Raw genomic sequence first — 14,499 nt, forward strand, 5'->3', positions numbered from 1 at the left:
CCGAAGCGGCCGGCCCGCCCCCGGCAGGGGGAAGGAGAAGTGACACGAAGTGCACGAAGCCTGGGGGTGAGCCACCTTACTCGGCTATATTGAGCTCATGTTCGAAGTGCTTGTTTTTGTGTACGAAAACTATTGGCGCGGCGATGCCTGTCCCGAACCCGATCAGCTGGGCCGCAAGCTCAGCGCACACGGCTTCGAGGCAGAGGAAATCCGCGAGGCCCTTCACTGGCTCGACGGCCTGAGCCTTGCCACGCAAGGCATGCAGATCGAGCGCAGCGCCAACGACGAGGGCAGCGCCACGGTCGTTCTCCGGGGCACCCCCGAAGCGGCCATGCCGCAGTCCGCCGATGCGATGCGCATCTACTCGCAGGCCGAGCAGGAGCACCTCGGCGCCGAGTGCCTCGGCTTCATCCGCTTTCTCGAATCGTCGAACGTGCTGCCCTGCGGCCTGCGCGAGATCGTCGTCGAGCGTGCCATGGCGGCGCCCGGCGACCCGGTCGCACTCGACGAGTTGAAAATCATCGTATTGATGGTGCACTGGAGCACGGGCATCGAACCCGATGCGCTGGTGCTCGATGAGCTCTGCGAGTCGCGCGAGGGCCGCACGGCACACTAGCCGCCGCAGGAGCTGGCTGCTAGTTCAGCAGCCGCTCGGGATTCGCATCCAGCTTCGCCAGCGCTTCGCGCGTGGCACGCACCGTGAGCGTTTCTTCTTCCGCCGGCACCAGCAACCCGGCCTGCAGGTAGGTCGCCAGCCGCCCCGCCTGGATCAGGAAGCTGCGTCCATCCGACGACGCGAACAGGTGCAGCTGCTTGCGATCGCTGCGCCAGACGAACTGCACCTGGCTCACGCGGTCGTTGTGGTCCAGCATGAACCAGTTGCCCACCTGCAGCTCATGCGCCCAGGCGAGCATGTCCTCGGGCACCTTGGTGCCGGCGGCGTCGGGAATGACCTCGATCGAGGCCGCATCCACGCCCAGCAGCAGCTCGATGCTGTGGGCATCGAGCGGCAGGTCGGCGGTGCCGCCCACGTCGGTCACGAAATCTTCCAGGTGTGCCAGCCGCTCGGCCATCGCCTCGATCTTGGCCTGCGGGATCGCCTCGGTCTTCGACAGGAAGGCGTCGGACAGCGTAGCGCCGATGGTCTTGATGTGCGCCTCCTGCGGCTCGTCCACGATGCCGAGCAGGGCCATCCCCTGGCGCAGTCGCTGCAGCAGCTGCGGCAGGTCCTGGATCACGCGGGCGCGGTCGGTTCGGTTGGGCTTGGCGCTCGCGGCCCATACCAGCTCCGAAGCCACGCGCTTGAGCATCACGGTCTGTTCGCCCTGCGCGCCGTAGCGCAGCGCGGCAATGGCGAGAACCTCGGCCCAGACCTTGAAGAGAAACTCCCGGATCTCGTCGCGCACCGGCATGTCGTTGAGCATCTTGCGCAACTCGATGGTGTACTGGATCGCCATCGTCTCCTTCTGCTCGACCTGCTGCGCCACGCTCATCACGCGCTGCGTGGTGTCGCTCTGGGTCAGGTAGCGGTTGAGGAAGGCGACGAATTCGTCGAACACCAGCTTGAACACGCGCTGGCCGGTTTCGGGATACTGCTCGATCACCTGCACGACGCGGCGGATCTCGCCTTCAAGCGCGCTGCCGGTGATGGCGGCCGCATCGAAGCCCATCACGCAGGAGCCCATGCGGTCGATCAGCATGCGCGCGGGGTGCTGCAGCGTGCCGAAGAACTCGGGCTCGGCGATGGCCACGCGCAGCACCGGCATCTGCAGGCGCGCGAACCACACGCGCGCCGAGAACGGAATGCGCTCTTCGGCCAGGATGGCCTGGAACATCAGCGCCACAATCTCGACCGTGGCCTTGTCGGCCGTGGTGGGCGCGCGCTTCTTGAGTTCGGTGGAGCGCCGGCGCAGGTCGACGGCGGTCTGCTGGATCAGCGTGGCCTGTTCGCCCGCGCCATCCATGTACTGCGTGGCGGCCATCCGGTAGGCGACCTCGGCGTCGGCGATGGCGCCGGCGAAGGTCCTGGAGAACACGCGGGGCGCCGCGCCGCCGCCCTGGCCCGGTTGGCCGCCGCCGCCCGTGGCGCGCCCTTCCGCACCCCCGGTCTGGAACTGTGCGGCGGCACCGCCCGCGTCGCCGCCGATGCGCGCAGTCACGAAGCGCTTGAGGCTCAGCAGTGCGGTCTGCGCACGTTGCCGCGCGATCATCAGCGGCGAGCCGCCGGTGGTCGACGTGGGCGCCATGGTCGAGGGCATGGACGCCTGCTGATGTCCTTCGAATCCGTACCCGGGGCGCTGCGCAATGGTAGAACCGCCGGTCATGCCGCTGTCGACCGGCGCGACGCCCGATCCGCCGCCGCCTGCATTGCCCGTGCGCCGGACAAAGCTCTTGAGATCGATCTCCTGCATCACGCCATTGGCGATCAGATAGGCATTGGCGCTCTCGTAGGCCTTGACGATCACCTCGACCAGCCCCTGCTGCACCGTGTCCTGCACGCGGGCCCACAACCCGCGGCTCAGGCCTGCCGCCAGCCACTGGTCGACCAGCAGCTTGGCCAGCGTCTCGGGCTTGAGCACGTCCTTGGCGTCGAGCTCGGTCGTGCCTTCGAGGTGCTGGATGCGCAGGCGCAGGTCGCTGAGCTCGAAGCTGGCCTTGTCGTGGATCATCTGCGCGAGGCGCGAGGAGAGGATGTTGCTCTCCACCACTTCATTGCCGATCAGTTCGAGCCGCAGCGCCGCAGGCGCGGTCATGGCGCCGGATGTGGTGCCCAGCGCCTTGCGCCAGCCGGCCTGCGCGAGCGTCACCCATTGCGTGGCGTGGCCCTGGAACGCGACGAAGTCGTCGCGGTTTTCCTGCATGGAACGGGCGTTGCCGACCTCGGAGGCCAGGGCCGTCAACCGGTCCCGGATCGCGCCGGCCAGCGGCGCAATGGCGCCCTCGGTGGCCGATACGAAACGCTCACGCGTCTCGCGTGCGAGCTGCAGGGAAGAGGCGGACCGCGCAATGCTCATTGAAAAGTCGGGAAGGCCAGGATGGTCGATTCGTCGGCAACAACTGCGAGCTTGCATCGGGAAGCGCCACCGCACAAGTGCGGAGAGCGCCCGGCGTTGCATGCGAACCGCGGTGGCAGCCGGGCCGCCGCCGCTGTGTTGAACCCCGAAGTATCCGTCAGACCACGGCGCCGGCGTTCGGGTCGTCCTCGGATTCGCCGTCGCGCTTGGCCGGGCCGCCCTTGATGAGGTCTTCGCGCTTCACGCCGAGCCACATGGCGATCGCCGCCGCCACGAAGGCCGACGAGTAGATGCCGAAGCAGATGCCGATGGTCAGCGCCAGCGCGAAGTAGTGCAGGGTCGGGCCGCCGAAGAAGAACATCGACAGCACCACCAGCTGGGTGGAGCCGTGGGTGATGATGGTCCGGCTGATGGTCGAGGTGATCGCGTTGTCGATGATCTCGGTGGTCGACATCTTCCGGTAGCGGCGGAAGTTCTCGCGGATCCGGTCGAAGATCACGACCGATTCGTTCACCGAATAGCCCAGCACCGCCAGCACCGCCGCCAGCACCGCCAGCGAGAACTCCCACTGGAAGAAGGCGAAGAAGCCCAGGATGATCACCACGTCGTGCAGGTTTGCCAGTACGGTGGCCAGCGCGAACTTCCACTCGAAGCGGAACGCCAGGTAGATCATGATGCCGACGACCACCATGCCCAGGGCTTTCAGGCCGTTGGTGGTGAGTTCGTCGCCGACCTGCGGGCCGACGAATTCGTTGCTGCGCAGCTCCACCGTCGGCTCGGCCACCTTCAGCGCGTCCATCACCTGTGCGCTCTGCTGGGCGGAGGTCACGCCCTTCTTCACGGGCAGGCGGATCTGCACCGACTTGCCGAAGCTCTGCACCTGAACTTCGGTGTAGCCCAGCTTGCCGACGATGTCGCGCACCTTGCCGACGTCGGCCGACTGCGTGTACGCCACTTCCATCACCGTGCCGCCGGTGAACTCCACCGACAGGTGCAGCCCGCGGTGGAACAGGAAGAACACCGCCAGCGCGAAGGTGACGAAGGAGATGATGTTCAGCACCAGCGCGTGGCGCATGAACGGGATGGTCTTGTGGATGCGGAAGAATTCCATGGCTGTCTCTTCTGCCTCTTACTTGGTTTCGGCCACGGCCGCGCCGTCGGTCTTCGGCCGCCAGACCGTGCCGATGGACACCGTCTTGAGCTTCTTCTTCTGGCCGTACCAGAAGTTCACGAGGCCGCGCGAGAAGAACACGGCCGAGAACATCGAGGTGACGATGCCGATGCAGTGCACCACCGCAAAGCCGCGCACCGGACCCGAGCCGAAGGCCAGCAGCGCGATACCCGCGATCAGCGTGGTCACGTTGGAGTCGAGGATGGTGCCCCAGGCGCGTTCGTAGCCCGCATGGATCGCCGCCTGCGGCGACGCCCCGTTGCGCAGTTCCTCGCGCACGCGCTCGTTGATCAGCACGTTGGAGTCGATCGCCACGCCGATGGCCAGCGCCATGGCCGCGATGCCCGGCAGCGTGAGCGTGGCCTGCAGGATCGAGAGAATGGCCACCAGCAGCATCAGGTTGACGGCCAGCGCGATCGACGAGAACAGGCCGAACAGCGCGTAGTAGATGCACATGAACACCATGATCGCGGCGAAGCCGTACATCACGCTGTCGAAGCCCTTCTTGATGTTCTCGGCACCCTGCGTCGGGCCGATGGTGCGTTCCTGGATGATTTCCATCGGCGCGGCCAGCGAGCCGGCGCGCAGCAGCAGCGCGAGGTCGTTGGCTTCGGACACGGTCATCGAACCTGACACCTGGAAACGGTTGCCCAGTTCGCCGTTGATCGACGGGGCCGTGAGCACTTCGCCCTTGCCCTTCTCGAAGATCAGCATGGCCATGCGCTTCTTGTAGTTCTCGCGGCTCACGTCACGCATGATGGTGCCGCCCTTCGAGTCCATGGTCAGGTCGACCTTGGGCTGGTTGCTCTGCTGGTCGAAGCCGGGTTGCGCGTCGGTGAGGTTCTCGCCGGTGACGAGCACCTGCTTCTTCACGATCACCGGGCGGCCCTGGCGGTCGAGGAATTTCTCGGAACCGAAAGGCACCGGCCCGCCGCTCAGTTCGGCCGAACGGCCTTCGGCGCTTTCGTCCACCATGCGCATTTCGAGCGTGGCGGTGCGTCCGATGATGGTCTTGGCCTGGGCCGGGTCCTGCATGCCGGGCAGTTGCACGACGATGCGGTCGATGCCCTGCTGCTGGATCACGGGTTCGGCCACGCCGAGTTCATTGATCCGGTTGTGCAGCGTCGTGACGTTCTGCTTGAGCGCCGCGTCCTGGATGCGGCGCGCGGCCTCGGGCTTGATGCTGGCCACGATGCGCCATTCGGCGCCCTGCTGGCTCTCGACGGTGCTGAGGTCCGGCATCGTGTCCTGGATCAGGCGCCGGGTGGTTTCCAGGCTGTCGGCGTCGCGCAGCGTGATTTCGACGGTCTGGCCGTTGCGGTTCACGGCGCTGCCGCGCACCTTCTTCTCGCGCAGCCCCATGCGGATGTCGCCGGCGAAGGATTCGGCCTTCTTGTCGAGCACGCCGCGCATGTCGACCTGCAGCAGGAAGTCGACGCCGCCGCGCAGGTCGAGGCCCAGGTACATCGGGAAGGCGTGCAGCGCGGTCAGCCACGAGGGCGAGCGCGACACGAGGTTCAGCGCCACCACGTAGGAGGGTTCGTCCGCGTTCGGCACCAGGGCCTGCTGCAGCGTATCGCGCGCCTTGATCTGGTCGTCGGTGGTGGCGAACCGCGCCCGCACCGCGGTGGGTTCGAGGCTCAGCAGTTCGGGCGTGAGGCCGGCCGTCTTGAGCAGCTCCTGCACCCTGGCCCGGGTCGACGCGTCGATCTTGACGGTCGACTTCGCAGCCGACACCTGCACCGCAGGCGCCTCGCCAAAGAAATTGGGCAGGGCGTAGATGAGCCCCACGAGCAACACGACCACGATGATCGCGTACTTCCAGACCGGGTAACGGTTCATGAGAAAGCGCTTTTTCTGAAACGGAACACGGCGTGAATTGGGGCCCTGCGCCGCAAGGCGCAAGGTTCAGCTCACGCTTTTATTGCTTGACGGCGCCCTTGGGCAGGACCTGCACCACGGCGCTGCGCTGGATCTTGATCTCGATGCCGTTGGCGATTTCGAGGCCGAGGTACTGGTCGCCGATCGAGGTGATCTTGCCGAGCACCCCGCCGGCGGTGGCGACTTCGTCGCCCTTGGCCAGGGCCTCGATCATGGCGCGGGCTTCCTTCTGGCGCTTCATCTGGGGCCGGATCATGACGAAGTACAGCACCACGAACATCAGCACCAGCGGCAGCATGCTGCCGAGGGAGGACAACATGTCACCGCCGCCGGCTGCAGCGGGCGCGGTCTGGGCGAAAGCAGAGGAAATGAACAAGAGAGTCTCCAGCAGAGGGAAGAGAAAACGATGGGAGCGCAGGACGTGCCCGCGGTTCCTTGGGCTTCGCGGCCGCGAAGGAGGCGGACCGCAAGTCAAAGCGCGGCGCGGCTTGGCCGCGCACAGCACCGGCCATTGTATTCGGCGCAGATGACCGCTCCGCGCGCTTATCCGGCGCGGCCGGGAGGGCTTTCCGGGCAGAGGATTGCGCGCCGTTTCGCTATCTTTTGAATAGCAACGGGCGCCCATCGGGCGCCCGTTGCATGGTCGACCAGCCCTGAAGAGCCCTGAAGATCAGGCCGCCGCGCGCTGCCCCTGCGGATTGCGCCACTTGGCCATCAGCTCGCTCCAGCGGGTGCGGGCCGCCGCCAGGTTGCGATCCTTCACGTGGCCGTAACCGCGGATCTGCTCGGGCAGGGCTGCGATTTCCAGCGCCAGCGCGTGGTTGTCCGCGCGCAGGCCTCCGATCACTTCCTCGATGCTGGCGCGGTACTCGCCGATCAGCGCGCGCTCGGTCTTGCGCTCCTCGGTGCGGCCGAAGATGTCGAGCGCCGTGCCGCGCAGGCCCTTCAGCTTCGCGAGGAAGCGGAAGCCCGTGAGCATCCAGGGGCCGAACTTCTGCTTCTGGAGCTGCCCCTTGGCGTCCTTCTTCGCGATGAGCGGCGGCGCCAGGTGGTAGTTGAGCTTGTAGTCGCCCTCGAACATGCCTTCGACGCGGTCGAGGAAGCTGCGATCGGTGTGCAGGCGGGCGACTTCGTACTCGTCCTTGTAGGCCATCAGTTTGAACAGATAGCGCGCGACCGCTTCGGTCAGCGCGGTGCTCTTGCCGGCGGCCGATTCGGCCTGCTGCACCTTGCCGACGAACTGCCTGTATTCGTCGGCGTAGGCGGCGTTCTGGTAGCCGGTCAGGAACTCGACGCGGCGCGCGACCAGGCTTTCGACCGATTCGCGCTTCTTGAACTCGATGACCTGGCCGGGACGCACGCGCTTTTGCAGCTCCTCAGGACGCACCGCCGCCTGGCGGCCCCATTCGAACGCCGTCTTGTTGTTCTCGACGGCCACGGCGTTGAGTTCAATGGCGCGCATCAGCGACTCGTGCGCCAGCGGGATCCAGCCCTTTTGCCAGGCGTAGCCCAGGATCATCGGGTTGACGTAGATGCTGTCGCCCATCAGCGTGGTGGCGGCGGCATCGGCGTCGAAGGTGCCCATGCCGTCGACGCCCACGGCGCGCGCGATCTCGGCGGCGCAAGCGTCTTCGGGGTTCTGCCAGTTGGCGTTGCGCACGAAAGCCGCCGTCGGCGAGCTGTGGCTGTTGAGCGCCACGTGCGTGCGCCCTTCGCGCATGCGCGCCATGGTTTCGCCGTTGACCGTGACCAGCGGATCGCAGGCCAGGATCAGGTCGGCCGCCGCGGTGCCGACGCGCGTGGTGCGGATGTCGTCCTGCGTGTCGCCGATGAGCACGTGGCTCCAGGTGGCGCCGCCCTTCTGCGCGAGGCCGGCCGCATCCTGCGTGACGATGCCCTTGGCCTCGATGTGCGCCGCCATGCCGAGCAGCTGGCCGATGGTGATCACGCCGGTGCCGCCGACGCCCGCCACCACCACGCCCCAGACCTTGCCGCCGACCAGCGACGGAATCGCGGGCTCGGGCAGCAGGCCGAACTCGGCCGGCGTGGCGCCCTTGTTCTTGCCCTTCTTCTTGAGCTGGCCGCCTTCGACGGTGACGAAGCTCGGGCAGAAGCCCTTCAGGCAGCTCATGTCCTTGTTGCAGCTGCTCTGGTTGATGGTGCGCTTGCGGCCGAACTCGGTCTCCAGCGGTTCGACCGACAGGCAGTTGCTCTGCACGCTGCAGTCGCCGCAGCCTTCGCAGACCAGCTCGTTGATGACCACGCGCTTGGCCGGATCGACGGCCGTGCCCCGCTTGCGGCGGCGGCGCTTCTCGGTCGCGCAGGTCTGGTCGTAGATGATGGCCGTGGTGCCGGGGATCTTGCGGAACTCGCGCTGCACCTCGTCGAGCAGGTCGCGGTGCTTCACCTGGACATGGTCGCCGGGGATGCTCACGCCCTCGTACTTCTCGGGCTCGTCGGTCACGATCACGACCTTCGCGGCGCCCTCGGCATGCAGGCTCTCGGCAATCTGCAGCACCGAGTGGCCTTCCGGCCGCTCGCCGACCTGCTGGCCGCCGGTCATGGCGACCGCGTCGTTGTAGAGGATCTTGTAGGTGATGTTCACACCCGCCGCGATGCTCTGGCGGATGGCGAGCAGGCCGCTGTGGAAGTACGTGCCGTCGCCCAGGTTCGCGAAGATGTGCTGGTCGGTGGTGAAGGGCTGCTGGCCCACCCATGGCACGCCCTCTCCGCCCATCTGCGTGAAGCCGATGGTGGAGCGGTCCATCCAGGTCGCCATGAAGTGGCAGCCGATGCCGCCCATGGCGCGCGAGCCTTCGGGCACCACGGTGCTGGTGTTGTGCGGGCAGCCCGAGCAGAACCAGGGCTGACGCGTCGCGTCGGCCACGCTGGTGGAGGCTTGCTGCACCACCATCGCGCGTTCCTTGGCTTCGAGGATGGCGAGTTGGGCATCAATGCGCGCGGCCATGTCGGCGCCGGCGGCGGCCAGCAGGCCGGTCTTCTTCAGGCGCGAGGCGATGGCCTTGGCGATCAGCGCGGGGTTCAGGTCGGCATTGGCGCGCAGCAGGGTGTGCGCGGTCGGGTTGGGCATCGACCATTCGCCGCCCGAGTAGCCCTCGGCCGCGTGCACTTCGCCCTCGTCGAACTTGCCGACCACGTTGGGGCGCACGTCGGAGCGCCAGTTGTAGAGCTCTTCCTTGAGCTGGTATTCGATGACCTGGCGCTTCTCCTCGACCACCAGGATCTCCTGCAGGCCGGTGGCGAATTCGCGCGTGAGCTGCGCCTCGAGCGGCCACACCACACCCACCTTGTGCAGGCGGATGCCGAGCTGGCGGCAGGCCGCGTCGTCCAGGCCGAGGTCGATCAGCGCCTGGCGCGTGTCGTTGAAGGCCTTGCCGCTGGCCATGATGCCGAAGCGGTCGTTCGGGCCCTCGATCACGTTGTGGTTCAGCCGGTTGGCGCGGATGTACGCCAGCGCGGCATACCACTTGTAGTGCATGAGCCGGGCTTCCTGCTCCAGCGCATGGTCGGGCCAGCGGATGTGCAGGCCGCCGGGCGGCATCTCGAAGTCGGTGGGGATGACGATCTCGACGCGCTCGGGGTCGATCATGGCCGTGGCGCTCGACTCGACGATCTCCTGGATCGTCTTCATGCCCGACCACACGCCCGAGAAGCGGCTCATGGCGAAGGCATGGATGCCCAGGTCGAGGATTTCCTGCACGCTTGTGGGGAAGAACACCGGCGTGCCGCAGGCCTTGAAGATGTGGTCGCTCTGGTGCGCGGCCGTGCTGCTCTTGGAGATGTGGTCGTCGCCCGCCACCGCGATCACGCCGCCGAATTCGGTGGTGCCGGCCATGTTGGCATGCTTGAAGACGTCGGAGCAGCGGTCCACGCCCGGGCCCTTGCCGTACCAGATGCCGAACACGCCGTCGAACTTGTTGGTGCCCGCGGGCGAGAAGCCCAGCTGCTGGGTGCCCCACAGTGCGGTGGCCGCCAGCTCTTCATTCACGCCGGGCTGGAAGACGATGTTCCGTTCCTTGAGGAACTTGCTTGCCTTCCACAGCGCCTGGTCGTAGCCGCCAAGCGGAGAGCCGCGGTAGCCGCTGATGAACCCGGCGGTGTTCTTGCCAGCCTGCTTGTCGCGCAGTTGCTGCAGCATGGGCAGCTTCACGAGGGCCTGGACGCCGCTCATGAAGGCACGGCCGTAGTCGAGGGAGTACTTGTCGTCGAGCGTGACGGTTTCTAGCGCCTTGCGGATGTGCTCGGGCAGCGGGGCGTTCATGGTGTCTGTCTCCGTATGGCAGGGCCTTGTGGGCCTGGCTGATTGCTTGGGTCTGTGCCCGGTAGGGCGCGAGCCCATGGTCACGCAAAGTGTATGCCGGGGTCGGCGACAGGTGTTTGCGTTCTTTGCCTCGAAAAAGCGGCTTCCAGAAAGAATCTTGCTTAAAATCCGCGCTAATGGAAAGCATCGATAAGTTCGACCTCGCAATTCTGCAAGAACTGCAGGCCGACGGTCGCCTCACCAACGCCGAGCTTGCGCAACGCGTGGGGCTCTCGGCCGCGCCCTGCTGGCGCCGGGTGCGGGCACTCGAGGAGGCGGGCGTCATCAAGGGCTACCACGCCGAGATCGACCGCCACAAGATCGGGCTCGGCGTACTTGCCTTCGTGCGCGTGGACACCGAGCGCGTCACCCACGAGGCCACCCGCAAGCTGGAGGACGCGATCCGCAGGATGCCCGAGGTGGTGGCCTGCCACTACATCAGCGGCACCGGCACCTTCGAACTCCAGGTGGTGGCGCAGGATCTCGACAGCTTCTCGTCCTTTGCGCGCCAGCAATTGATGAACCTGCCGAATGTGAAGGACCTCCACACCAGTTTCTCGCTGGGCGAGGTGAAGGCGAGCAGCGCGCTGCCGCTGGGGCATCTGGCACGCTGAGTGCATGCGGCGACGCGGCCGCCCGATAGCGACAGCCTAAAATCCCCGCCCACCACCTCCCGCCGGACGGCGAAAAACAAGGACCCCCGAATGAACTCCCTCCGCCGCGCCCTGACCCTCGGCCTCGCTGCCGCCACGCTCGCATTCAGTGCCCAGGCCCAGAACCGCGAACTCACCGTGGCCTCCAGCGCCACCTACGCGCCCTTCGCCTTCGAGAACAAGGACAAGCAGATCGTCGGTTTCGACATCGACATCATCAACGCCATCGCGAAGCAGCAGGGCCTGAAGATCAAGATCGTCAACACGCCCTTCACCGGCATCTTCGGCGCGCTGAACAACGGCGACGTCGACCTCGTCATCTCGGGCGTCACCATCAACGAGAAGCGCAAGCAGAGCTACGACTTCACGCCGCCGTACTTCGCGGCCCGCCAGCTGATCGCGCTGCCGAAGAACAGCAAGGTCGCCTCGCTGAAGGACCTGGCCGGCAAGAAGATCGCCGTGGTCAGCGCCTCCACCGCCGACGACATCGCCTCGCGCGAGTTCGGCAAGACCAACCCCGACATCCGCCGCTTCGAGAGCACGCCGCTCATCATTTCCGAGCTGGCCGGCGGCGGCGTCGATGCCGCCATGGGCGACAACGGCGTCATCGCCTATCGCGTGGCGCAGAACCCCGACCTGAAGACGCTGGACGACAAGTCCTTCCCCGAAGAGGGCTTCGGCATCGTCGTGAAGAAGGGCGACAAGGCCCTGCTCGACAAGCTCACGGCCGGCCTCGCGGCCATCCGCGCCGACGGCAGCTACGCGACGATCTACAAGAAGTGGTTCAACAAGGACCCGAACGTCCGCTGAGCCGCACCCCACCTGTGATCCGATCACGGCCGCCACGATGCGGCCGTTTGTTTTTTGAGTTTGACGCGATGAAGCGGAGGCGATAGATGGAACAACCAATTCTTCTTTTCGGATGGTTCCGATGGGACATCCTGGTCGAATACAAGGACCTGTTCTGGCAAGGCGCCTGGATGACGCTGCGCATGACCGTGGTGTGCGTGCTGCTGGGTTCGAGCTGGGGCCTGTGCCTCGCGCTCGCTCGGCTCGCGCATCCGCGCCACGCACCGTGGACCTGGGTCGCGCGCTTCTTCCTGCGCTGGCCGGCCACTGTGTACGTCAGCTTCTTCCGCGGCACGCCGCTGTTCGTGCAGATCCTGCTGATCCACTTCGCGGTGATGCCGGTGTTCATCCACCCGACGACGGGCATCCTGATCGACGGCGAGCTCGCGCGCACGCTCAAGCAGGAGCACGGCGCACTCATCTCCGGCGTGGTGGCGCTCACGCTCAATTCGGCGGCCTACATCTCCGAGGTGTTCCGCGCCGGCATCCAGTCGATCTCGCGCGGACAGTTCGATGCGGGCCGCTCGATCGGCTTCTCGCCCGCGCAGGTGATGCGCTACGTGGTGCTGCCGCAGGCCTTCCGCCGCATGCTGCCGCCGCTTGGCAACAACGCGATCGCCCTGCTGAAAGACACGTCGCTGGTCTCGGCCATCGGCCTGGCCGAGCTGGCGTACGCGGCGCGCACCGTGGCGGGTGCCTACGCGCGCTACTGGGAGCCGTACCTCGCGATCTCGGTCATCTACTGGGTGATGACGCTGGTGCTGACCACCATGCTGAGAAGGCTCGAGCACCGTCTGGCGCGCAGCGATAGAACCTAGGCACACCCCCAGGCTTCGCGCACTTCGTGTCGCTTCGCCAACCCCTTGCAGGGGGCAACACCTGAGGCCCGGCAAAGCCGGTTCCTCGGTGTTCGCGGAATGGCGGGATCGCGAAGCCTGCAGGCGTCGGGGCCAAAATAGCGCCACATGCCACCCATATCCCCCGAAGAGACACCGATCCCGCCCGTGCGGCCGCAGCCGGCGAAGCTCGCGGCCCTCGTGCCGCTCCAGCTTCCCGTGTTCCGCATGCTGTGGAGCACCTGGCTCGTCGCCAACATCTGCATGTGGATGAACGACGTGGCTGCCGCGTGGATGATGACCTCGCTGACCACCTCGCCGATCTGGGTGGCGCTGGTGCAGTCGGCCTCCACGCTGCCGGTGTTCCTGCTGGGCCTGCCCAGCGGCGCGCTGGCCGACATCCTGGACCGCCGGCGCTGGCTGGTGGCCACGCAGTTCTGGCTGGCCGGCACGGCCATCGTGCTGTGCGCGGCGCTGGCGCTCGACCTCATGACCGCACCGCTGCTGCTGGCGCTGACCTTCGCCAACGGCATCGGCCTGGCGCTGCGCTGGCCGGTGTTTGCGGCCATCGTGCCCGAGCTGGTGCCGCGCCCGCAGCTGCCGGCCGCGCTGGGCCTGAACGGCATCGCGATGAACGCCTCGCGCATCGTCGGCCCGCTCACGGCCGGCATGCTGATCGCGAGCGCAGGCACCGTGTGGGTGTTCGCGCTGAACGCGGTGCTGTCGGTGGCCTCGGGCTTCGTGGTGCTGCGCTGGCGGCGCGAGCACACACCCAACCCGCTGGGCCGCGAGAAGCTCGTCAGCGCGATGCGCGTGGGCGTGCAGTTCGTGCGGCAGTCGCAGCGCATGCGCGCGGTGCTCACGCGCATCTCGATCTTCTTCTTCCACTCGACCGCGCTGCTGGCGCTGCTGCCGCTGCTGGCGCGCAACCTCGAGGGCGGCGGCGCCGGCACCTTCACGCTGCTGCTGGCGGCCATGGGCTCGGGCGCGATCGTCGCGGTGCTGTTCCTGCCGCGGCTGCGCCAGGCGATGGGGCGCGACCAGCTGGTGCTGCGCGGCACGCTGCTGCAGTCGGGCGCCACCGCCGTCATGGCCTTCGCGCCGAATGCATGGGTCGCGGTGCCGGCGATGTTCTTCGGCGGCATGGCATGGATCACGGTGGCCAATTCGCTGTCGGTGTCGGCCCAGCTCGCGCTGCCCGACTGGGTGCGCGCGCGCGGCATGTCGATGTACCAGATGGCGATCATGGGCGCGAGCGCGATCGGCGCAGCGCTCTGGGGCCAGGTGGCCACGGTCACCACGCTGGTCGCCAGCCTGTGCGTGGCTGCCGTCAGCGGCACGCTGCTGATGCTCGCCGCGCTGCGCTGGGTGACCGACGTGAGCGGCGAGGACGACACCAGCCCCGCCCAGGCCGGCTGGGCCGCCGGCCCGCCCGCCGAGGCGCCGCAGGAAGACGGCCGCGTGGTCATCACAGTGGAATTCATGATCGACCCGGCCCGCGCCCCCGCCTTCCACCTCGTGATGCAGCAGACCCGCCGTGCGCGCCTGAGCCAGGGCGCCATCGGCTGGGAGCTGCTGCACGACATTGCGCAGCCGGAACGCTATGTGGAGCAGATCGTCGACGAATCGTGGACCGATCACCTGCGCCGCTTCAACCGCGCCACCGCGAGCGACATGGCGCTGCGCGAGCGCCGGCTGGCGTTCCACCTGGGCGAGTCGCCGCCGGTGGTGACGCGCTACGTGGTGCGGCGCTGAGCCGGGCCGCCGCCCGCGC

At 67.1% G+C, this 14,499-nt stretch carries 10 protein-coding genes; 5 read left to right on the forward strand and 5 right to left on the reverse strand.

What is annotated here, in order from left to right; translation table 11 throughout:
- Nucleotides 1-97: 97 nt before the first annotated feature.
- Nucleotides 98-616, forward strand: a complete 519-nt coding sequence (locus ACEN9N_RS23555) for a Smg family protein (RefSeq protein ID WP_007829088.1) — start codon at nucleotides 98-100, stop codon at nucleotides 614-616.
- A 19-nt stretch (nucleotides 617-635) separates the two neighbouring features.
- Here the strand turns inward: ACEN9N_RS23555 and ACEN9N_RS23560 are convergent, their stop codons facing one another.
- The 5 genes from ACEN9N_RS23560 to ACEN9N_RS23580 form a co-directional block, all read right to left on the reverse strand.
- Nucleotides 636-3,014, reverse strand: a complete 2,379-nt coding sequence (locus ACEN9N_RS23560; protein ID WP_495654642.1) for a DUF1631 family protein — start codon at nucleotides 3,012-3,014, stop codon at nucleotides 636-638.
- A gap of 157 nt (nucleotides 3,015-3,171) precedes the next feature.
- Nucleotides 3,172-4,125: a protein translocase subunit SecF gene (gene secF, locus ACEN9N_RS23565; protein ID WP_495654643.1), complete on the reverse strand. Its 954-nt coding sequence runs from the start codon at nucleotides 4,123-4,125 to the stop codon at nucleotides 3,172-3,174.
- A gap of 18 nt (nucleotides 4,126-4,143) precedes the next feature.
- A complete protein-coding gene (secD, locus tag ACEN9N_RS23570; RefSeq protein ID WP_413314052.1) occupies nucleotides 4,144-6,027 on the reverse strand; it encodes a protein translocase subunit SecD in 1,884 nt (627 codons plus the stop codon).
- A 79-nt stretch (nucleotides 6,028-6,106) separates the two neighbouring features.
- Nucleotides 6,107-6,442, reverse strand: coding sequence for a preprotein translocase subunit YajC (yajC, locus tag ACEN9N_RS23575; RefSeq protein WP_007829092.1), 336 nt, complete (start codon nucleotides 6,440-6,442; stop codon nucleotides 6,107-6,109).
- Between the two features lie 294 nt (nucleotides 6,443-6,736).
- On the reverse strand, nucleotides 6,737-10,348 hold the full coding sequence (locus tag ACEN9N_RS23580) for an indolepyruvate ferredoxin oxidoreductase family protein (RefSeq protein ID WP_495654644.1): 3,612 nt from the start codon (nucleotides 10,346-10,348) through the stop codon (nucleotides 6,737-6,739).
- A gap of 176 nt (nucleotides 10,349-10,524) precedes the next feature.
- Here ACEN9N_RS23580 and ACEN9N_RS23585 point away from each other — a divergent pair, with 176 nt between their 5' ends.
- The 4 genes from ACEN9N_RS23585 (at nucleotide 10,525) to ACEN9N_RS23600 (ending at nucleotide 14,480) form a co-directional block, all read left to right on the forward strand.
- Entirely contained in the window at nucleotides 10,525-11,001 is a 477-nt protein-coding gene (locus tag ACEN9N_RS23585; RefSeq protein WP_007829095.1) for an Lrp/AsnC family transcriptional regulator, read from the forward strand.
- Between the two features lie 90 nt (nucleotides 11,002-11,091).
- Nucleotides 11,092-11,850, forward strand: a complete 759-nt coding sequence (locus ACEN9N_RS23590) for a basic amino acid ABC transporter substrate-binding protein (protein WP_495654645.1) — start codon at nucleotides 11,092-11,094, stop codon at nucleotides 11,848-11,850.
- 86 nt (nucleotides 11,851-11,936) lie between these two features.
- Entirely contained in the window at nucleotides 11,937-12,707 is a 771-nt protein-coding gene (locus ACEN9N_RS23595; RefSeq protein WP_495654646.1) for an amino acid ABC transporter permease, read from the forward strand.
- A gap of 147 nt (nucleotides 12,708-12,854) precedes the next feature.
- On the forward strand, nucleotides 12,855-14,480 hold the full coding sequence (locus ACEN9N_RS23600; protein ID WP_007829101.1) for an MFS transporter: 1,626 nt from the start codon (nucleotides 12,855-12,857) through the stop codon (nucleotides 14,478-14,480).
- Nucleotides 14,481-14,499 lie beyond the last annotated feature (19 nt).

The sequence above is a fragment of the Variovorax sp. Varisp46 genome, from assembly GCF_059491885.1.

Coding starts and splice junctions, on each gene's coding strand:
- ACEN9N_RS23555 (WP_007829088.1), top strand. CDS start 98: ATGTTCGAAGTGCTTGTTTTTGTGTACGAAAACTATTGGCGCGGCGAT.
- ACEN9N_RS23560 (WP_495654642.1), bottom strand. CDS start 3,014: ATGAGCATTGCGCGGTCCGCCTCTTCCCTGCAGCTCGCACGCGAGACG.
- secF (WP_495654643.1), bottom strand. CDS start 4,125: ATGGAATTCTTCCGCATCCACAAGACCATCCCGTTCATGCGCCACGCG.
- secD (WP_413314052.1), bottom strand. CDS start 6,027: ATGAACCGTTACCCGGTCTGGAAGTACGCGATCATCGTGGTCGTGTTG.
- ACEN9N_RS23580 (WP_495654644.1), bottom strand. CDS start 10,348: ATGAACGCCCCGCTGCCCGAGCACATCCGCAAGGCGCTAGAAACCGTC.
- ACEN9N_RS23585 (WP_007829095.1), top strand. CDS start 10,525: ATGGAAAGCATCGATAAGTTCGACCTCGCAATTCTGCAAGAACTGCAG.
- ACEN9N_RS23590 (WP_495654645.1), top strand. CDS start 11,092: ATGAACTCCCTCCGCCGCGCCCTGACCCTCGGCCTCGCTGCCGCCACG.
- ACEN9N_RS23595 (WP_495654646.1), top strand. CDS start 11,937: ATGGAACAACCAATTCTTCTTTTCGGATGGTTCCGATGGGACATCCTG.
- ACEN9N_RS23600 (WP_007829101.1), top strand. CDS start 12,855: ATGCCACCCATATCCCCCGAAGAGACACCGATCCCGCCCGTGCGGCCG.